This window comes from Sphingobacterium sp. UBA5789 (assembly GCF_002418355.1).
In the GTDB taxonomy this organism is placed as follows: Bacteria; Bacteroidota; Bacteroidia; order Sphingobacteriales; family Sphingobacteriaceae; genus Sphingobacterium.
In genome coordinates this window covers 663,526-684,500 of record NZ_DIDX01000003.1, presented here as the reverse complement: position 1 = coordinate 684,500, position 20,975 = coordinate 663,526, and the positions used below count along the sequence as shown (strand labels likewise).

Below are 20,975 nucleotides of genomic sequence, written 5' to 3'. Positions count from 1 at the left end.
ACTATAAGAGTATCATATAGTTATTTTCTGGATATAATCAGACTTTAAAGATAAATCGTTGCATTCTGTTTCCGCACAAAAAACATTATGCCACCTTTTTAATCTTCTAAGAGTTCTTACCGTTTAACAGAGGAAAAATATGAAATATGTTATAAAATTGGTGAAATTAAAAGAACGACACAAGACTGTAACACTGAATACGGATAATTCAGATGAGATAACGGATTGTAGCCATAAATCAGAGCAATGTGTTGCCTACAAAATATACAAGCATCTGATTCTTAAAAATTCCCACAGTTTGCAGATATCATCTCTGATAAAAAGAATCCTCCATAGTATCACCTTTTGGGACATCGAAGCAAACATAACAAACTCTTTCATCATCTGTCTGAAAGCGATTCGAACGGGATGCAACCGAAAGGGTCTGAATAAAGTACAATGCACTCTCAGTATGCTGCAATCCTACAACTTCGCATATATAATCGGTTTCTGACAAAACATTCACATCCCATTAAAAATGAAAAAAATAAATTCTACCGTTTTACATAAAATAACATTTCTACTTCTGCTTTTCACAAGTATAGAGACTTTTGCATCCTATCATATACCAAGTAGTATCACTGGTACAGCTGTCTATACACATACTAAAGAAAGCACCAGACCGGAAACAAGTAATGCATATGATACACAACCACCTGTAATCACTAACGTAAGCTCATTAAAAGCATCTCCGGGCACTATCATTACCCTGACAGGAAGTGATTTTAACCCTTTGGCGGCCAATAATATAGTGTTTTTTGGAGCAGTGGCAACACCTGCAAGCACAGCCACTACAACCAGCCTTACCGTAAAAGTACCGGTGGGTGCTACCAGCAGTTATATCAAAGTAGTAAATACCACCAACGGACTTACAGGTAGCAGTACCCAATTATTCATTCCGGCTTTCACACCGGTGAAAGACAACATAACCTCAGCAGATATGGCTGAGCCAGTTAACTATACCGCTGGCACCTCTGCATTTTCAATAGTCATAAGCGATTTAGACGGAGATAGCAAGCCCGATCTGGCAATATCAAATTTCGGAGACGGCACCGTGTCAGTATTGCGCAACATTGGCACTGGCAACAATCTTGCATTTGCTTCGGCAGTAAACTATCCAGTAGGCAGTCAGCCCAGGTCAATCGCTGTGAGCGATATTGATGGCGACGGCAAACCCGATCTGGCAGTTGTAAATTACAATTCACACCATATATCCGTATTGCGCAACACCAGTAGCACAGGAAACATATCCTTTGCTTCAGCAGTTAACTTCCCTGTACTATACCGGCCTATTTCAGTTGCCATAGGAGATTTAAACGGAGACGGCAAGCCTGATCTGGCCATTGCAAAAAACAACAGCAATAGAATAACCATATTACAAAATACAGGAAGCACAGGTAATCTGGCATTTTCAGATGAAATTGAATATATCGTAGGGACAGAATATCCAAACGATTCAAGACCTTATTCCATTGCGATGGGCGATCTCGATGCAGACGGTAAATCTGATCTGGTAGTCGCCAACTTCGCTACCGGAACAATAGCCATACTCCACAACACCAGCAGTGGCGAAAATATCTCCTTTGTACGTAAAAATGATGTAGCAATAGGCAGTGGACCCGTAACCGTAACCATAGCCGATTTTGATGGAGACGGCAGGCTTGATATTGCGGCAGGAACCCTGTTTGCAAAAAATGTATTTATATTGCCGAATGCCAGCACTACCGGAAACCTTTCCTTTGCTCAGGTTATCTCACTTACCACAAAAGATCAGATACAGACCTTAGCTGTCGCCGATATTAATGCAGATGGCAAACCCGATCTGATAGTAACACTGCCAGAACTCAATAAAGTATCAATACTGCGCAATACGGGCAATACAGGAAACTTCACATTCGCCAATTATGTAGACTATACTGCAGGTACTCTCCCGTATTCATCAGTTGCAGGTGATCTTAACGGAGACGGCAAACCTGACCTGGTAGTAGCCAACTGGCAGAGCAACAACGTCTCTATATTGCGCAACCTTATCGACTATAAGCCGGATACCAATGGCATATTGTACATCAAAAAAGGAGCAACAGGAGATGGAAGCAGTTGGAACAACGCTATGGGAGAAGTGGCAGATGCGCTCAGATTTGCCAAAAACAATAATGCAGTAGCAGCCAATCCTCAGGTAACACAAATATGGGTAGCTGCAGGCACCTATAATCCCTTATATAGTCCTGCTGATAATAATTTCGGAATTCCGGATGCGAGAAACAATGCATTTTTACTTGTAAAAGATGTGAAACTATACGGGGGATTTGCAGGTACTGAAACCAGTCCCGACCAGCGAGACCTCGCTATCATAGCTAATAAGAGCATATTGAGCGGTGATTTAGATAATGACGGCTCACACAGCAACAATGATGCCTACCATGTACTCATCAGTGTAAAAGAATCAGGAACTGCTGAGCTCAATGGCTTTACCATCACCAGAGGAAATACAAGCGACCTCTCCAGCGTTATTATGGTCAACGGCGTTCCTATTTACCAATATATTGGAGGCGGATTGTATAGCAATTCTTCGTCCCTGAAGATCAGCAACTGTAGCTTTTCGGACAACTCGGCTAAATACGGGGCAGCACTATACCATGAAGGCACATCATTCTCACCAACCATTACCGACTGTAATTTCACCAACAATACGGCAACCGATTATGGTGGTGCTATATACAACTACCAATCCACACTGAATATTACCAAAAGCACTTTTTCCGGAAACAAATCCACTATCACAGGAGGTGCTATATACAATCATACGTCATCAACAGTTATATCGTATTGCCTGTTTTCAGGTAATAGCGCCAACAACAGCGGAGGTGCAATATATAACATTGCGTCGTCTCCAAAAATCACCAACAGCAGCTTTATATCCAACTCTGCTAAGAGAGCAGGAGCCATATTAAATGACACCTCTGCTCCCAAAATATCTAATAGTCTGTTTGTTAAGAATAGTGCGCTTACTGACGGTGCCGGTGCCATCTGGCACAACAGCGGAAATGGATTTACACTCACCAACTGCACACTGTATGGCAATACAGGAGGCAATGCAACCTGGGCAGGAGGCGTCCATGCAGCAAACACCGGATCGTATATCATCTCCAATTCCGTCCTTTGGAACAATGAAGGCGCACAGTTGACTGGTAGTGGAACTTTAAACAACAGTCTGGTACAGGGCTATACCAACACAGCCAACGGCAATCTGGATGCCACCAATATAAACCTTGTACAACTTTTTGAAAACCCGAACGGACCTGATGCAATCCTCGGTACCCCTGATGATAATTTTAGTCTAAAGAAAGGAAGTCCGCTTATTGATAAAGGTAACAATGTACTCTATACCAATGCAGGCGGTAATCTCAGTACCGATAAAGACCTTAAAGGTCACAAAAGGCTACAGGGAACACTGATAGACATAGGAGCCAATGAAATGGATTTAATTTCACAAACCATCACAGCTCCTGACATAACCAAAACCTACGGCGATGCGCCTTTTATACCTAATGCAACAGCAAGTTCAGGTCTTGAGGTAAGCTATGTATCTGCAGACAACAGTATTGCAGAAGCTTTTCAGGACAACGCAAATGGCAATAAATGGAAACTGAAAATCAAAAAAGCAGGACAAGTCAACATCACAGCAAAACAAGCCGGAGACACCATCTACAATCCGGCATCGGATATCATCTTTAAGCTCACCATTGGCAAAGCGCCATTAACCGTCACTGCCAATGCCCTATCCAAAGAATACGGCACAGCAGACCCTGTATTGACTTATACCACTACAGGATTTGTAAACAATGATGATCAGACAGTGCTTAACGGTTTATTAAAGAGAATAACAGGAGAAACTGTAGGAACGTATGCCATTGAACAAGGAACATTAAATAGTGATAATTACAGCATTGCCTATATAGGAGCCAACTTTACCATTACTACTGTAAAAAGAGATTTTATCACCAAATGGGACATGAGCAAGCCTGGAAGTGGCAATAACACGTTAGAGTTCTATATAAATACTTTTAATTCTCTCGTACCGTATACCTGGACGTCATCAGGTGGAAGCAGCGGAAGCGGTACGCTAACACCAGCCGCCTCCATCACCGGATTACCGGCAGGAGAGATCATCACACTGCGTATGGATCCGACTTACCTCAAAATGTTTAGCATGGCAATTTCATTATCCAGTCCCAGTGCCAATCACTTTCCTGATGCAGTACGTCTTATAGAAGTAGTGCAGTGGGGTACTTCCAATTGGGAAACCATGAAACGTGCTTTTACAGAATGTGAAAACCTCAACATCACGGCGACCGACCTGCCCGATCTCAGCAGCGTGACCGATATGAGTGAGATGTTTACTGGATGTAAAACCCTGAACGGCCCTGCCAATATTGGCAATTGGAATACCACAAACGTAACTAATATGAAGAGCCTGTTTAACATCGCGTCTGCCTTTAACCAAAATATCAGCAACTGGAATACGGCAAACGTAACCAACATGTCGAATATGTTTCACAGAGCTAATGCTTTTAATCAAAACATCGGAGGTTGGAATACAGCAAAAGTAACCAATATGAATGGGACGTTTAGGAGTGCATCTGCCTTTAACCAAGACATCGGAGATTGGAATACAGAAAATGTAACAGATATGAGTCATATGTTCAGTGATGCCAAAGTATTTAACCAGCCAATCAGCAACTGGAATACCGCAGCGGTAACCAACATGAATTCCATGTTTCAGAGTGCGATAGCTTTTAACCAGAATATTAGCAGTTGGAATACAACAAAAGTGACTAATATGAGTAATATGTTCAGTAGTGCCAAAGTATTTAACCAGCCTATTGGAAACTGGGATACCGGAAATGTAACAGATATGAAAGCTATGTTCTTCGGTACGAATGCTTTTAACCAGTCTATTAGCAACTGGAATACGGCAAAGGTGACCAATATGAGTTATATGTTCTATCTGACCAAAGTATTTAACCAGCCTATAGGAAACTGGGATACCGGAAATGTAACCGACATGAGTGTTATGTTCTACAGTGCAGCTGCTTTTAACCAACCCATGAGCAACTGGAATACGGCAAAGGTGACCAATATGTATAGTATGTTTTTCCTAGCTCCCGTTTTTAATCAGGATATTAATAATTGGAATACAGCAAATGTAACTTCTATGGCCCAGATGTTTACTAATGCAACTTCTTTTAATGGGGATATCAATAACTGGAATACAGCAAATGTAACTTCCATGTCTGAGATGTTTACTAATGCAACTTCATTCAACCGGGATATAAGCAGTTGGAATACGGGCAAGGTAACTGATATGCGTTCCATGTTTAGCGGAACGGGCATATTCAACCAAAACCTCGGTAAATGGCAGCTCAATCCTGCAGTTAATATGATCAATATGCTGGACAATTCCGGATTGGATTGCCAGAACTACTCCCTGACCCTTGTGGCCTGGGCTAATAATGCAAACACACCTTCAGGGCGTAATCTGGGTGCGCTGGGCAGACAATACGGTACCAATGCTGTAGCAGCAAGAACATTGCTTACTGGCACCAAAGGATGGACCATTACCGGAGATAACCCAAGTGGACAAAGTTGTGGACTACCACAAACCCTTACAGCTACCGATATAGTCAAAACCTACGGCGATGCGCCCTTTATACCCAATGCAACAGCAAGTTCGGGTCTTGAGGTCAGCTATGTATCAGCTGACAACAGCATAGCCGAAGCCTTTCAGGACAGCGCAGACGGTAACAAATGGAAACTGAAAATCAACAAAGCAGGACAAGTCAACATCACAGCAAAACAAGCCGGAGATGCGACTTATAATCCGGCATCGGATGTCATCTTTAAACTGACCATCAACAAGGCAGTACTGAGCGTTACAGCAGATGCCCAAACCAAAGAGCATGGAGCAACTGATCCCGTACTGACCTATACGGCTACCGGATTTGTATACACCGACGATCAGACGGTACTGACAGGTACATTGTCAAGAACAGCAGGCGAAGTGGCGGGCAGCTACCCGATCAATCAGGGAGCTTTAAACACTGAAAACTACACCATTAATTATACCGGAGCAAATCTCACCATTACCAATTCCACAGGAGACTTTGTCACCGTATGGGATCTGAGTAAGTTTGGTACTCTTGGAAACCAAATTGAATTTAAGCTCGTTACAGCAACGGATGAGGTAGTTAACTATAGCTGGACCTCTGCTCAGGGGCTGAGTGGCAGTGGTACCATTCCGGCAAACAGCACCTCCTATTCCTTTAATACAGGCTACCCTCTCAACCAATTGGTTACACTCAGGATAGTACCCACAAACCTCAAAGCATTTAGTATTAATGGAGTATTAGGCAGATCAAGTCTGATTGATGTTGCCCAGTGGGGTACAGCGCAATGGAGTACCATGAACAAGGCGTTCAGAGGAGGTGAAAATGTCAACGTATCGGCTACCGATATTCCGGATCTCAGCCAACTTACCGATATATCAGAGATGTTCTCCGGATGCGAAAAATTAGACGGACCTGCCAACATCAACAGCTGGAATACCGAAAATGTAACCGATATGAGCTGGATGTTTACAACCACTAAGGTCTTTAACAAAGACATCGGTAGCTGGAACACCACAAACGTAACCAATATGAACAAAATGTTTGCTGGTGCAACACTCTTTAATCAGGACATAAGTGGTTGGAATACGGCTAAGGTAACCGATATGAGCAATATGTTTGAGAACGCAAAAGCCTTTGATCAACCTATAGGTACATGGAATACCGCAGCAGTAACCAATATGAGCTATATGTTTCAGCAAGCTACCTCTTTTAATCAGAACATCAATAACTGGAACACAGCTAATGTCACTGATATGGGTTGGATGTTTGACAGAGCATCTGCTTTTAATCAACCTGTTGGTAATTGGAATACAGATAAGGTAACTCGAATAAGGAATGTATTTCAGCAAGCCAAAGCCTTTAATCAGGATATCAGCAGTTGGAATACCGCAAACGTAACGGATATGGGATTTGTATTTTACGGTGCAACTGCCTTTAATCAGAACATCAGTAACTGGAATACAGCAAATGTCAATAGTATGGCTTGGATGTTTCTGGAGGCAACCGCCTTCAATCAACCTCTAGGTACATGGAATACCGCCAACGTAACCGATATGACCCGTATGTTTGAAGAAGCAACGTCCTTTAATCAGGATATCAGTGGCTGGAATACCGCCAACGTAAAAGGAATGGGCAATATGTTTAACGGAGCTACATCTTTTAATCAGGACATCAGCGGATGGAATACAGGCAAGGTAACTTCCATGTTTCAGATGTTTAATGGAGCAGACATATTCAACCAGAATCTTGGTAAATGGAAACTCAATGCTGCCGTCAATATGGCGAATATGCTGGACAATTCCGGATTGGATTGCCAGAACTACTCCCTCACGCTGGTAGGCTGGGCAAACAACCCCAATACACCAAACGGGAGAAACTTAGGTGCTCTGGGCAGACTATACGGTACCAATGCAATAGACGCCAGAACACTATTGACCACTGCCAAAGGCTGGACCATTACCGGAGACAGTCCAAGCGGACAAAGCTGTGGACTACCACAGACCATTACGGTAAATGATATGGTCAAAAACTATGGTGATGCGCACTTTATACCAAACGCCACAGCAAGTTCAGGTCTTGAGGTAAGCTATGTATCTGCTGACAACAGCATAGCCGAAGCCTTTCAGGATGCAACAGACGGTAATAAATGGAAAATCAGAATCAACAAAGCAGGACAAGTAAACATCACGGCAAAACAATCCGGCAACGAAACCTACAATCCGGCAACAGATATTATCTTTAAACTTACCATCAATAAGGCACACCTAACCGTTACTGCCAATGCCTTATCAAAAGTATATGGAACCGCAGATCCGGTACTGACTTATACCGCTACAGGATTTGTATACACCGATGACCAAACCGCATTGACAGGCACATTATCAAGAGCAACAGGCGAAGCAGTGGGAACCTATCCGATCAATCAGGGAACATTAAATACTGAAAATTATAACATTAACTACACCAGCGCGGATTTTAATATTACCAAAGCAACCTTAAACATCGTTGCTGATGCCAAATCCAAAGTATATGGTACAACCGATCCGGCACTGACCTATACTGTAACCGGATTGGAGAATGGGGATAATATGAGCATTATCACAGGTTCATTAATCAGAACAGCAGGTGAAGCCGTAGGAACCTACACTATTGAACAGGGAACATTGACCGCAACAACTGATTATGACCTTGTTTACACCGGAGCAGATTTTAACATTACCAAAGCAACCTTAAGCATCGTTGCCGATACCAAATCCAAAGTCTATGGAACTACCGATCCGGTATTGACCTATACCGTAACCGGATTGGAGAATGGGGATGATCAGTCAATTCTAACAGGTAGTCTTACAAGAGTAGCAGGTGAAGCCGTAGGAAACTACGCGATTGAACAGGGAACATTGACCGCAACAACTGATTATGATCTTGTTTACACCGGAGCAGATTTTGATATTACCAAAGCCACGTTAAACATTGTGGCAGATACTAAAACCAAGCAATACGGTACTGATGATCCGTTACTGACCTATACCGTAACCGGTTTTGAAAACGGAGATGATAGCAATATCATAACAGGTAATCTGATAAGAACAACGGGCGAAGCGGTAGGTACCTATACAATTGAGCAGGGAACTCTGGTAGCAACGTCGGATTATACTATCGTGTATACCGGTGCAGACTTTACCATTACCAAAGCCACATTAAACATTGTGGCAGATGCTAAAACCAAAGTATATGGCACCACCGATCCGGCACTAACCTATACCGTAACCGGATTTAAAAACGGAGATGATCTAAGTATCATCACAGGTGCACTCACCAGAACAGCAGGTGAAACAATCGGTAGCTATGCTATTCAAAGAGGTAGTGTAGCCGCTACAGCGAACTACGATATCCTGTACACCGGAGCCGATTTTACCATCACCAAAACAATATTAAACATTGTCGCCGATGCCAAATCCAAAGTCTATGGTACTACCGATCCGGTACTGACCTATACCGTAACCGGATTTGAAAACGGAGATGATTTAAGTATCATCACAGGAGCGCTCACCAGAACAGCGGGTGAAACCGTAGGAACCTATGCCATTGAACAGGGAACATTGACCGCAACAACTAATTATGACCTTGTTTACACCGGAGCAGATTTTGATATTACCAAAGCAACATTAAACATCGTTGCCGATACCAAATCCAAAGTCTATGGTACTACTGATCCGGCACTCACCTATACCGTAACCGGATTGGAGAATGGGGATGATCAGTCAATTCTAACAGGTAGTCTTACAAGAGTAAATGGTGAAGCCGTAGGAACCTATGCCATTGAGCAGGGAACATTGACCGCAACAACTGACTATAACCTTGTTTACACCGGAGCAGATTTTAATATTACCAAAGCAACCTTAAACATCGTTGCCGATACCAAATCTAAAGTCTATGGTACTACTGATCCGACACTAACCTATACTGTAACCGGATTGGAGAATGGCGATGATATGAGCGTTATCACAGGCGCATTAACCAGAACAGCAGGTGAAGCCGTAGGTACGTATACTATTGAACAGGGAACATTGACTGCAACAACTGACTATGACCTTGTTTACACCGGAGCAGATTTTAATATTACCAAAGCAACCTTAAACATCGTTGCCGATGCCAAATCCAAAGTTTATGGAACCGCCGATCCTGCACTCATCTACACCGTAACCGGTTTTGAAAATGGGGATGATGAATCTATTATCACAGGAGCACTTACAAGAGTAACTGGCGAAACAGTGGGTACGTATGCGATTGAACAGGGAACATTGACCGCAACAACTGACTATAACCTTGTTTACACCGGAGCGGATTTTGATATTACCAAAGCCACGTTAAACATTGTTGCCGATGCCAAATCCAAAGTTTATGGTACTACTGATCCGGCACTCACCTATACCGTAACCGGGTTGGAGAATGGGGATGATATGAGCATTATCACTGGAGCGCTTACTAGAACAGCAGGTGAAGCCGTAGGAACGTACGCGATTGAACAGGGAACATTGACCGCAACAACTGACTATAACCTTGTTTACACCGGAGCAGATTTTGATATTACCAAAGCAACATTAAACATCGTTGCCGATACCAAATCCAAAGTCTATGGTACTACCGATCCGGTACTCACCTATACCGTAACCGGATTGGAGAATGGGGATGATATGAGCATTATCACCGGAGCGCTTACTCGAACAGCAGGTGAAGCCGTAGGTACGTATGCTATTGAGCAGGGAACATTGACTGCAACAACTGATTATGACCTTGTTTACACCGGAGCAGATTTTAATATTACCAAAGCAACCTTAAACATCGTTCCCGATGCCAAATCCAAAGTCTATGGTACTGCCGATCCGGCACTCACCTATACCGTAACCGGATTGGAGAATGGTGATGATCAGTCAATCCTAACAGGTAGTCTTACAAGAGTAGCAGGCGAAGCCGTAGGTACCTATGCCATTGAACAGGGAACATTGACCGCAACAACTGATTATAACCTTGTGTACACCGGAGCAGATTTTGATATTACCAAAGCAACACTGAACATCGTTGCTGATGCTAAAACCAAACGATACGGTACTGCGGATCCTGACCTGACCTACACCGTAACAGGTTTTGAAAACGGGGATGATCAATCCATTATTACAGGTGCATTGACAAGAACGGCAGGTGAAGCTGCAGGTACTTATGCCATCACAGAAGGAACTTTAGCAACGACAATAAATTATAATATTAGTTACACCAGTGCGGATTTCACCATTACCAAAGGGATATTAACTATTGTTGCAGACGCTATAACAAAAGTATATGGTACCGCCAGTCCGGCACTGACCTATACTGTAACCGGATTCGAAAACGGAGATGATTTAAGTATTATTACTGGTGCATTGACCAGAACAGCAGGCGAAGATGTCAGTACTTATGCTATTAAGCAGGGAACTTTAAATGCAAAAGGCTATGACATTACTTATAAAGAAGCTTCTTTTACCATTACCAAAGCAACCTTAAACATCGTTGCAGATAATAAAGCAAAATTCTATGGAACAACCGACCCTGTACTGACCTATACTGTAACCGGATTGGTAAACGGAGATGATCAATCTATTATCACAGGAGCATTAACCAGAGCAGCCGGTGAAGCTGTGGGTAGCTATAATGTTAAACTGGGAACATTGAACGCTGGTAAAAATTATAATATCGACTTTACTAAAGCGGATTTTATCATAGGCAAAATGACGCTATTCAATATTTCTCTTCATGATGCAACATTCACCTATGATGGATCAGCAAAATCCATACAGATAACGGGGACACTTCCAACTGGTGTCAGAGTTAGCTATACCGGCAATACACAGACTGCTGCAGGTCGTTATATTGTCACAGCCAATATAGACGGTGGGGAAAACTATAATAGTTTTTCACAACAAGCTACATTGAATATTAATAAGGCAAAACAGGTTATTACCTTCAATGAAATCTCTCCTGTTTACCGGAATGCCGGCACATTAACATTGGATATCAGCAGCAACAGTCCGCTTCCTATACAAATCTACAGTGACAATACACTAGTCGCTGAAGTAACAGGTCGCCGGGAAGTAACAGTAAAAGGTGTAGGTGTTGCACTTATCAGGGCAGAACAGTCTGGAGATAATAATTACATTGCTGCAGATCCTGTAACCCGTGAACTTAGAGTACGAAATGAAAACGGAGCAAAACTTCCTGTACGTGTGCATAAGGCCGTATCTCCAAACGGAGATGGTATCAATGAATACCTGCGTATTGAGGGCATTAACGAGTATCCAGAAAATCATATCGCAATCTTTGATGCAAACGGTAATCTGATTCAGAAAATCAAAGGATACGTCAACGGAACTAATTGTTTTGACGGAGTAAAAGAAAGCCGAAAAGTTCCGTCCGGCACTTACTTCTATGTATTGGAAGTCAAAATAGATAACAAGTGGCAACATGAAAAAGGATACTTTGTTGTCCGGTATTAGCCTTCAAATCCGGAAGAGCATACACTGTTCTTCCGGTTTCTTATTCCATCTGCATTGAAATTTCTAACTGGGAATATCTAAAAACAAAAAATCAAAAAAAGAAATATGAAATTAAAACATATCCTAACAGTGGTAACTATATTGCTGTTTATTAATCTGTCCTCAGGACAACAATATATAGACCCTGCCCTATTCGGGAGTTTTGGAAAGGTCCTTAATCCATCAAACAATGTTTTATTAGAAAAAGGAGAAGGTGACGCTATGATGTTATACCGCTATCAATGGGTTGGATTCGAAGGCGCTCCCAAGAGCCTTTGGTTCAGTGGCAATATCGGCGTAGGAAATGCAGGAGTAATCATGGGGATCAACGCAAAACAATCTCGTATTGGGGTAGAACGCAATAGCGAAATGTCAGCCAGTTTCACCAAACGGTTACAGATCTCAGAGTCAGAGTATATCGGATTAGGAGCTAATCTGGGATATACCCATCAACAAGGAAACTTCAATCCCCTGGATCCCGGAGATCCTGCTTTTCAGAATGTACAATACGGAACACTACTATATGGTCTCTCTGCTACATTAATATCTCCCGATCGCTACTATATTGGATTTTCAATGCCAAAAGCAATATTCGGAGCCAAAGATTCGCAATATGTCCGTCAGTTCGGAAAAGATAACACATTTTACCTTTCCGGCGGGTTGATAATTGCGCTGAATGGAGGATTCCAGCTTCGTCCCAATCTTTTAATAAGTTACAGAGAGGTGACCGGCTTACTGTTTGACGCATCAGCGATGTTCTATGTTCATCCAAAGATCGGAATCGGTGCCGGTTATCGCCAGCGCGGAGATCTGATGGGTATGGCAGAGTTTAATGTAGGAAAATTGCGTATAGGATACAGTTATCAGCAAAATCTGAAAAACAAAGATCTCAACAGATATATCACCAACAGCACACATGAACTTGGAATTGCTATACGTTTTGGAAAAGATAATTTTTCGATTTTGTAATAGAAGAATTGAAAATCTTTCACTGCTAATTCAACTCTGGTTATAGCGTAAGAACCTAAACACATTAATTATAAATTTATTTTCATCTTCCTCAAACAAAATATCATTTTGAAGGTATTAGATACAGATGAAGGCTAAGGTGGTTATACAAATCGTTTATTCCCAATCTGTTGAGCAGGTATGGAAAGCGATTACAGACAAGGAAGCTATGAAAATCTGGTATTTTGATATTCCGGATTTTCAGGCAGAACCAGGATGTTCTTTTGATTTTTATGAACCGGGAGGTAAAAATGAGTTTCATCATTTTGCTGTAGTACAACAGGTAATTCCTTATAAAAAACTAATGCACAGCTGGACTCATCCCAGCCATAGCAAAGGAATATCTATATTGACATGGGAGCTGGAACAAAAAGAACAAGGTACACTGTTAACACTTACACATGAGGGACTTGAGAATTTTGCGGATGGCGGAGAGGCATTTCTTCCTGTGAATTACGAAAAAGGTTGGCATGAAATCCTCCATAAATCGCTGAAATCATATTTGAATAACATCTGAACACAATAACCTATGCAAAACTTTAATGGCGGAGATCTCGAACGGTAGCCGCCATTTACTTTTTAGAGCTACTCCTGTAAAATAAAACTACAAATCTGATCCCTCGGCTCAGTCCTCCAGTTGATCCAGTATTTTTTTGATCTCTTTCAGATGCTTACCATAATAAGAATAACTCATTATTTCGATTATAAAAATCACTAAAGCAATACTTACGATTGCGGAAAGGATAAACCATACAATAAAGTTAGTATCCTGAGTCAACGTACTACCGATATGATATAATTTATTAAACCAGGATTCAAATTTCCCGTTGGAAAGCATAATCATATACATAATAAGTGCCTGCGGTATCATGACATAGGAAGTCGTCTTATATGAATCGATCGCAAACTTAAGATCATAATACATCTTCAACAGGTTTTCACGTGAGCTAAGCACTTCCGACTGACTGGCACTCTTGTAGAAATAAAAAAATCGACGATAATACACCATACTCGATAAGAGCATCTGAAAAAAGATAAGGTAATATGCAAACCGGGCATATCCTTCTATCTTATAAAGTTCGATCAAAGGCACCACAAGTAAAAATAGCATAGCTACAATCCAGGTGATAAATTCATACCTCACATTTTTACGGACCTTAGCCAATACATTATCGACTGCTTTATATTGATTCAGATCAGGGTTAATCTCCACCTGTTCAGAAGACTGATCATCCCATTGTTTTTTTAATTCATCAAAATTCATATTCGTATTTTTTAATGATCTGCTGTATTTTTTCTTTTGTACGATTCAGTTTCACCCTTGCATTGACTTCCGATATCCCCAGATTGTCTGCTATATCCCGGTGGCTCTGCCCTTCGAGAAATAGAAAAATCAATGCTTTTTCAACCTGATTAAGCTCCTGAACAGCTTTGTAAAAAACAGCCAGTTGTTCTTCTTTCTGCTCATGATCCTGCTCATCGGCTATATCATGATAAGTCTCCAGAGGTATACGGTCTTGTTTGCGTTTGTCTTTTTTGAAATATACCAAAGCAGTGTTGATAGCGACTCTGTACATCCAGGTTGAAAACTGACTTGCATTTTTGAAAGAATCAAAAGATTTCCAGAGTTGAAAAATAATCTCCTGAGAAAGATCGCTCCTGTCATCCGGATCATCCATATACATTCTGGACACCTTATAGATGATACCTTTGTTTTTTTCAATCAAAGTAAGAAATTCGGATTCTCTATCTTTCACTTTAGGATACTTTTTAATCTTTACTGAACGATTAGCCAATTTTAATCAATTAGTAACGCAAACTGAAAAACGTTACACAGAATTAAAAAAAAAGATTATTTTTCTTTAATTTCAGGAATTAGCAAACAATACAATCATTTTTCAAGTTAGTGTAAACATGGAAAACACATTTTATGAAGGTCAGGTAATATGGGCACAGATAGATGCGAACAGGCATATGCGTCATTCGGCATATGCTGACATTTGTGCTCAGGCACGTAGTAATATGCTCAAAAAAATAGGTCTGTCGCTGGATCAGTTTGCCTCAAATGGAATTGGTCCTATCCTGTTCAGAGAAGAATTGATCTATCACAGAGAAGTCAGACTGGATGAATATGTCTCTGTAAGAATAGTGCTGACCAGATTTAATCTGGCCAATGCAAGATTTTCCTTCAGACATGAGGTCTATAAGGAAGATGGAACAAAAGCAGCTACTGTTAACGTAGATGGTGCATGGTTAGATATAAAAGCACGTAAACTGGTCAATATTCCTGAGGAATGGTACGTTTTTATGCAGCATGTACCGAAAGCCGATGATTATGAGGAGATTGATGCGTTATAATATCTTATTTATCAAAAAAATTTATTTTTAAGGCTTAAAAAGAAAATTAATTCATTAAATTCACTGTATATTTGATTCACACTACATACATTTACAACTAAACTGAACATGAAAACCAAGCTGGAATTTACTTTTTGCCATCGCAAACCTGAGCGATCTTTTTTTTGGAAAGGCAAGCAATTTCCTGTTTGTGCACGCTGTACGGGCATCCATCTCGGTTATCTATCCACTTTTTTATTTGTATTTGGCGTAATCACCATGAATTTTTGGGTTGCGGTATTATGCATGTTACCGACAATTATTGACGGTTTGACTCAGGCCTACTGCAACAGAGAAAGTAATAATACGCTTCGCTTTATCACCGGGATTATGGCCGGCGTTGGGACAATGGCTGTCTGCGCCATTATCGGAAGAGCAATCGGAGCATTAATATTAGAAGGAATAAAATTAATCATTAAATATAATTAACCATGGAAGATCAAAACACACCAAATTTTGACCCAAATCAAGGTCAAAACCCAAATCAGTTTAACAATCCTTTTAACCAGCAAAATCAGGAAGACTTGTCTACAGGATTAAAAGTTCTGTCTTTTTGTATTCCTTTGTTTGGTGCCATTTATTATTTCATAAAGAAGGATGAAGCCCCTGTTCAGGCAAAATCAGCATGTAAATTTGCGATCTATGGTGTGGTAGTAGGTATTATATTGAACATTATCTCTATGGTACTCGGAGGTTTAGGTTCAGTAATGGGTGGATAGTAGAACTGGGATCCAAAAAATTAAAAAGACGGTTCACTAAACGGACCGTCTTTTTTCATTAAAAAAGCCGCCACGCAAATTTTGCATGACGGCACTCACATAACCTAAAAAAACTAATCTTATTATTTTACTTCAATCAATCTCTTAGCAACAATTGCTTCTTCTTTCTTACCCACTCGTACAACCAAAATACCATTTTCATAAGAAGCGTCAATATTGCTGTAATCTACAGTATCAGGTAATGTAAAGGAACGTGTAAAGGATGAATAGTTAAATTCTCTTTTACTGAATAATTTTTGTTCTGTTTCTGTCTCTGAGGTTTTTTCAGCAGAGATAGTCATCATATTTTTATCTACATTGATTTTGAAATCAGACTTCTGCAATCCCGGAGCAGCCAGTTCAATTTGAAAAGAATCTTCTGCTTCTGCAATATTCACTGCCGGAACGCGAGTCACCAATCGATCTGTAATAAAGGAATCGTTAAATAAATTATCGAAAACTGAATTTACAAATGGATTTACTGCATCTGTATTTACTGCTTTTGTAGGGAATTTTAATAGTGCCATAATGTTGTCCTCCTTTTAATTTTTCTATTTGTTTTTCTACAACTTATTCAAATGCTGTACCACTTCGAAAATCTATTCAATTAACGACAAAATGTCATTTTAAATTTTCGATACAATGACATTTTGTCGTTTAACACTTTTGATTAATGCTGAACCGTGTAAAAAAGGCACGAGCGACACGCTCGCGCCAGCCGAGGTTGATAAAATTAAATGATTATAAAGAATAACTGCATTGCCTTCGTTATCCCAATTCTCTCCTTTCTAAGGAGAGATGCCCGAAGGGCAGAGAGGTTGGAAGGTGGTAGATTAATAGAGGACACAAGCGACACGCTTGCGCCAGCTAATTGACAGATTAATAGAAAGGCACGCTTGCGCCAGCCACACTTGCGTCAGTTGGTGTCCTCACCAACTGAGACGCACTCGCACCAACTGAAGACAATATTGAATCGTTTTATTTGGTATAAGAGAGTGCTATTCGGGAATTAGCCCGATCTCCGCCGAAGAGAGGGTTAATCTTGGTAATGGAGACATTTACCTGCTCAACAAAGTCAAAGTTAGAGACAATCGTTTCGAGTATTTCCTCAACTGCAGACTCTATTAACTTTCTTTTTTGCTTCATCACTTTTGCAGCTACAGCATACAATTGTTCATAGTTCAATGTATTTGCAAGTTCATCTTCCGACCGGACTTTATAAGGATAGCTCACTTCAATATTGACTAAAAACTCATTTCCGGTCACAATTTCTTCCGAATAATAACCAACAGGCGAATAAAAGCGGGCATCATTGATCGCAATTGTCTGTATACGTGTAGCCATGTAGCAATGATAAAAATATTTATTCGTTTGAAAAAATATTTTTATCATTGCTATACCAAAAATTATAAAAACAAAATTATATTCTGATGAAAAAATACCCCGTTCTTCTCAGCATCTGTTGCTTAAGTCTCTCCCTACCGTCTGCATTTTCACAGACGCAATTCAAACCCGAAGACACAGAATACTATAGCCCGAAGCCGAGAATAGTTACTTCTGCAAACGGCATCCCCACAGATGCTGTAATCCTGTTCAATGGCAAAGACCTGAGTCAGTGGCAGCTTGAAAACAAACCGGGGAGCACTGCTACATGGTCTGTAGAAAACAATGTACTTACAGTAAAACCTTCCTCCGGAAACATACAAACGAAAGAAAAGTTCAATGACTTCCAGCTGCATATAGAATGGCGTAGCCCGCTTACTATTAAAGGTAAAGGTCAGGGAAGAGGAAATAGCGGAATTTTCTTACAGGGACTGTACGAAATACAGGTATTGGACAACAATGATAATCCGACATATGTCAACGGACAGGCTGGCAGTATTTATAAGCAACGTCCCCCATTGGTAGAATCCCGTGTAGACGCAGGTCAGTGGCATAGCTATGATATTATATATACCGCACCCCGGTTTAATAACGACGGAATGCTGATCAGTAAAGCACGTGTAACTGTACTTCAAAATGGAATACTGGTCCAAAATAATACAGAAATTGAAGGAACGACAGAATATATAGGTCTTCCCAAACTCAAGGCACACGGAGCAGGACCTATCGTGCTGCAAGATCATGGTGATCTCGTGAGCTATCGTAATATATGGATACGCAACTTATAATAGTTGTTGCAACAATTCTATACAACTTTAGGTTTTTATTCCCTTAATCTATAATTTTACCTTCCATAACACATATCAATGAGAAGAATTGCATTATTATTTCTTTTGGCCGGCAGCACTGCGGTATATGGCCAAAGGAATTTAAATTTAGAAGAAACGGTCTTTGGTCCACGCACCTATGCACCTGCATCTATAGTAAGTCCCCGTTGGATTCCCAACACAAACAGCATTACCTACCTCGATCCTACCTACCAGAATCTGATCAGCAAAAGTGCGTCCGACAACTGGAAAGAGCAGGTATTATTATCCAAATCTGATCTGGAGCAAGCACTTAAAAGCAAGCTTCCAAACGAAACAATAGCGCTGAGAATGTTTCCGTATAATTACAGCTGGCTGGATGAAAACACGTTATCTCTGGAAGTAGACGGTAAAGAAAAATCGTACAGTCTGGCCTATAATATCAAATCCAAAAGTATCGACAAGCTGATCGGGAGTGATGCGAAAGGGAATAATAAGGAGGTTACAGCTGATCGCTCGAAAGTGGCTTATCTGATTGACAACAATATTATCATCTCGGATGCTGCCGGAAAGATAGCAGAAGTAACTAATGATAAAGATGCCGGCATTGTGAATGGAAGTGACTACACCCATCGTCAGGAATTTGGTATCAATAAAGGGATGTGGTGGAGTCCTGACAACACCAGCTTACTGTATTACCGGAAAGACGAAACTATGGTCAGCAAGTATCCGCTTGTACAATGGAGTCCGCGTGTAGCAGAAGCCAAAGAAATACGCTATCCGATGGCTGGTATGAAGTCTGAGGAAGTAACGCTGGTTATTTATAATAGCGCTACGGGCACGAAAACCAGCTTACAAACAGGCGAGCCTAAAGAACAGTACCTCACTGCGGTGACATGGGATCCCAGCAATGAATATGTATATGTCGGAGTATTAAACCGCGAACAAAATCATTTAAAATTTAATAAGTACAATGCAAAATCCGGAGCATTTGTCAAAACACTCTTTGAAGAGAATGCCACTACATGGGTAGAACCACAGACACCTCTGACTTTTGTACCCAATAACCCTAAATTATTTCTTTACCAGACAGACAAAGAAGGATACAATCAACTTTATCTGTACGATACAGAAGGTAAACTGATTCGCAAACTGGGATACAAAGATATTATCGTAAAAGATTTACTTACTTTTTCTGCAAAAGCAGATAAGGTAACGTATACCGGCGTTACGAATAACGGGCTGGACAGACAGCTCTTCGAAGTAGAACTTAAATCCGGAAAAACAACACAACTCACCAGTGAGTCAGGTACGCATACAGCTTCAGCAAACAGCAACAGCAGCTACGTCCTTGATCAGTACAGCAACCTGACTACCCCTAATATCATTCAGATCAAAGAAGTAAAATCAGGAAAAAACAGCAATCTGATTAAGGCTGAAAATCCGTTTACAGGTAAAATTAATAATCCAAAAATCGAGTTTGTGCAACTCACCACTGCAGATGGAAATACGCCGCTGACAGGTCGTATTATTTATCCTGAAAATTTTGATCCTGCTAAAAAATATCCTGTAATGTACTATTTATACGGAGGCTCGCACTCTCAGCTGGTCAGTAACAAATGGTTAGGCGGAGCCGGGTATTTTGATATATACATGGCACAACAGGGTTATATTGTATTTACGATGGATAACCGCGGAACTGATGCACGAGGACGGGCATTCTCTACAGCAACACACCGTCAACTGGGACAGGCAGAGATGGCTGATCAGATGAAAGGTATCGAATTTTTAAAATCAAAACCTTTCGTAGACCAGGATCGCATGGGTATTTTCGGATGGAGTTTCGGTGGTTTTATGACCACTTCGTTTATGCTACATCACAATGATATCTTCAAAACCGCTGTTGCCGGAGGACCGGTAATAGACTGGAAATATTATGAAGTTATGTACGGCGAGCGTTACATGGATACTCCTCAGGAAAACCAGGAAGGTTACAAATTAACGTCTTTGCTTAACAAAGCAGACCAGCTAAAAGGTGATCTGTTGATTATTCATGGTGCACAGGATCCTGTAGTTGTACAGCAAAACAGTATGCAGTTTATAGAAGCATGTATTAAAGCAGGGAAGCAGGTAGATTATTTCCTTTACCCTACTCATGAACACAATGTTTCCGGCAAGGACCGTATCCATATGTACGAAAAAATTGCCCGGTACTTTGATCTGCATCTTAAAAAATAGAACTCAGTCTTACTGATAAAAAGGAAGGGACTGTCCAAAACGATTGGATAGTCCCTTTTTTATGCGATTTTGTACGTACTCCCCTTAAAGCTTCATTTCAGATATGAAATT

General features: G+C 40.9%; 12 protein-coding genes. 8 read left to right on the top strand and 4 right to left on the bottom strand.

Annotated features, from left to right (window positions below):
* The first annotated feature begins 517 nt into the window (after positions 1-517).
* The 3 genes from B4B65_RS09230 (at position 518) to B4B65_RS09220 (ending at position 13,799) form a co-directional block, all read left to right on the top strand.
* Positions 518-12,235 (top strand): MBG domain-containing protein, encoded by an 11,718-nt coding sequence (locus B4B65_RS09230; RefSeq protein WP_293915275.1) that lies wholly within the window; start codon positions 518-520, stop codon positions 12,233-12,235.
* Between the two features lie 105 nt (positions 12,236-12,340).
* Complete coding sequence (locus tag B4B65_RS09225) at positions 12,341-13,243, top strand: PorP/SprF family type IX secretion system membrane protein (protein ID WP_293915273.1); 903 nt, start codon at positions 12,341-12,343, stop codon at positions 13,241-13,243.
* 127 nt (positions 13,244-13,370) lie between these two features.
* Positions 13,371-13,799, top strand: coding sequence for an SRPBCC family protein (locus B4B65_RS09220; protein ID WP_293915271.1), 429 nt, complete (start codon positions 13,371-13,373; stop codon positions 13,797-13,799).
* A 108-nt stretch (positions 13,800-13,907) separates the two neighbouring features.
* On the opposite strand, the gene B4B65_RS09215 is transcribed toward B4B65_RS09220, so the two are convergent.
* Together B4B65_RS09215 and B4B65_RS09210 are read right to left on the bottom strand one after the other, a co-directional pair.
* A complete protein-coding gene (locus B4B65_RS09215; RefSeq protein ID WP_293915269.1) occupies positions 13,908-14,546 on the bottom strand; it encodes a hypothetical protein in 639 nt (212 codons plus the stop codon).
* Positions 14,536-15,039 (bottom strand): RNA polymerase sigma factor, encoded by a 504-nt coding sequence (locus B4B65_RS09210; RefSeq protein WP_293915267.1) that lies wholly within the window; start codon positions 15,037-15,039, stop codon positions 14,536-14,538. Before B4B65_RS09210 ends, B4B65_RS09215 begins: the two co-directional genes overlap by 11 nt.
* Positions 15,040-15,196: 157 nt before the next feature.
* Between B4B65_RS09210 and B4B65_RS09205 the strand changes: the two genes are divergently transcribed.
* The 3 genes from B4B65_RS09205 to B4B65_RS09195 all read left to right on the top strand — a co-directional run bounded on the left by B4B65_RS09205 (position 15,197) and on the right by B4B65_RS09195 (position 16,398).
* Complete coding sequence (locus B4B65_RS09205; protein WP_293915265.1) at positions 15,197-15,640, top strand: acyl-CoA thioesterase; 444 nt, start codon at positions 15,197-15,199, stop codon at positions 15,638-15,640.
* Between the two features lie 108 nt (positions 15,641-15,748).
* A complete protein-coding gene (locus B4B65_RS09200; protein ID WP_201679995.1) occupies positions 15,749-16,108 on the top strand; it encodes a DUF2085 domain-containing protein in 360 nt (119 codons plus the stop codon).
* 2 nt (positions 16,109-16,110) lie between these two features.
* The gene (locus tag B4B65_RS09195) at positions 16,111-16,398 is read left to right on the top strand and encodes a hypothetical protein (protein ID WP_002993816.1); all 288 of its coding nucleotides are present in this window, start codon (positions 16,111-16,113) and stop codon (positions 16,396-16,398) included.
* A 122-nt stretch (positions 16,399-16,520) separates the two neighbouring features.
* On the opposite strand, the gene B4B65_RS09190 is transcribed toward B4B65_RS09195, so the two are convergent.
* On the bottom strand, positions 16,521-16,964 hold the full coding sequence (locus B4B65_RS09190) for an Hsp20/alpha crystallin family protein (RefSeq protein ID WP_201679997.1): 444 nt from the start codon (positions 16,962-16,964) through the stop codon (positions 16,521-16,523).
* A 451-nt stretch (positions 16,965-17,415) separates the two neighbouring features.
* Positions 17,416-17,781, bottom strand: a complete 366-nt coding sequence (locus tag B4B65_RS09185) for a dihydroneopterin aldolase (RefSeq protein ID WP_293915262.1) — start codon at positions 17,779-17,781, stop codon at positions 17,416-17,418.
* A gap of 86 nt (positions 17,782-17,867) precedes the next feature.
* On the opposite strand from B4B65_RS09185, the gene B4B65_RS09180 reads away from it, so the two are divergent.
* Complete coding sequence (locus tag B4B65_RS09180; RefSeq protein ID WP_293915260.1) at positions 17,868-18,608, top strand: 3-keto-disaccharide hydrolase; 741 nt, start codon at positions 17,868-17,870, stop codon at positions 18,606-18,608.
* A 78-nt stretch (positions 18,609-18,686) separates the two neighbouring features.
* Positions 18,687-20,864: a S9 family peptidase gene (locus B4B65_RS09175; protein ID WP_293915258.1), complete on the top strand. Its 2,178-nt coding sequence runs from the start codon at positions 18,687-18,689 to the stop codon at positions 20,862-20,864.
* Positions 20,865-20,975 lie beyond the last annotated feature (111 nt).

Excerpts from the sequence above, each read along its gene's own strand:
- B4B65_RS09230 (WP_293915275.1), top strand. The coding sequence starts at position 518 with ATGAAAAAAATAAATTCTACCGTTTTACATAAAATAACATTTCTACTT.
- B4B65_RS09225 (WP_293915273.1), top strand. The coding sequence starts at position 12,341 with ATGAAATTAAAACATATCCTAACAGTGGTAACTATATTGCTGTTTATT.
- B4B65_RS09220 (WP_293915271.1), top strand. The coding sequence starts at position 13,371 with ATGAAGGCTAAGGTGGTTATACAAATCGTTTATTCCCAATCTGTTGAG.
- B4B65_RS09215 (WP_293915269.1), bottom strand. The coding sequence starts at position 14,546 with ATGAATTTTGATGAATTAAAAAAACAATGGGATGATCAGTCTTCTGAA.
- B4B65_RS09205 (WP_293915265.1), top strand. The coding sequence starts at position 15,197 with ATGGAAAACACATTTTATGAAGGTCAGGTAATATGGGCACAGATAGAT.
- B4B65_RS09200 (WP_201679995.1), top strand. The coding sequence starts at position 15,749 with ATGAAAACCAAGCTGGAATTTACTTTTTGCCATCGCAAACCTGAGCGA.
- B4B65_RS09195 (WP_002993816.1), top strand. The coding sequence starts at position 16,111 with ATGGAAGATCAAAACACACCAAATTTTGACCCAAATCAAGGTCAAAAC.
- B4B65_RS09190 (WP_201679997.1), bottom strand. The coding sequence starts at position 16,964 with ATGGCACTATTAAAATTCCCTACAAAAGCAGTAAATACAGATGCAGTA.
- B4B65_RS09185 (WP_293915262.1), bottom strand. The coding sequence starts at position 17,781 with ATGGCTACACGTATACAGACAATTGCGATCAATGATGCCCGCTTTTAT.
- B4B65_RS09180 (WP_293915260.1), top strand. The coding sequence starts at position 17,868 with ATGAAAAAATACCCCGTTCTTCTCAGCATCTGTTGCTTAAGTCTCTCC.
- B4B65_RS09175 (WP_293915258.1), top strand. The coding sequence starts at position 18,687 with ATGAGAAGAATTGCATTATTATTTCTTTTGGCCGGCAGCACTGCGGTA.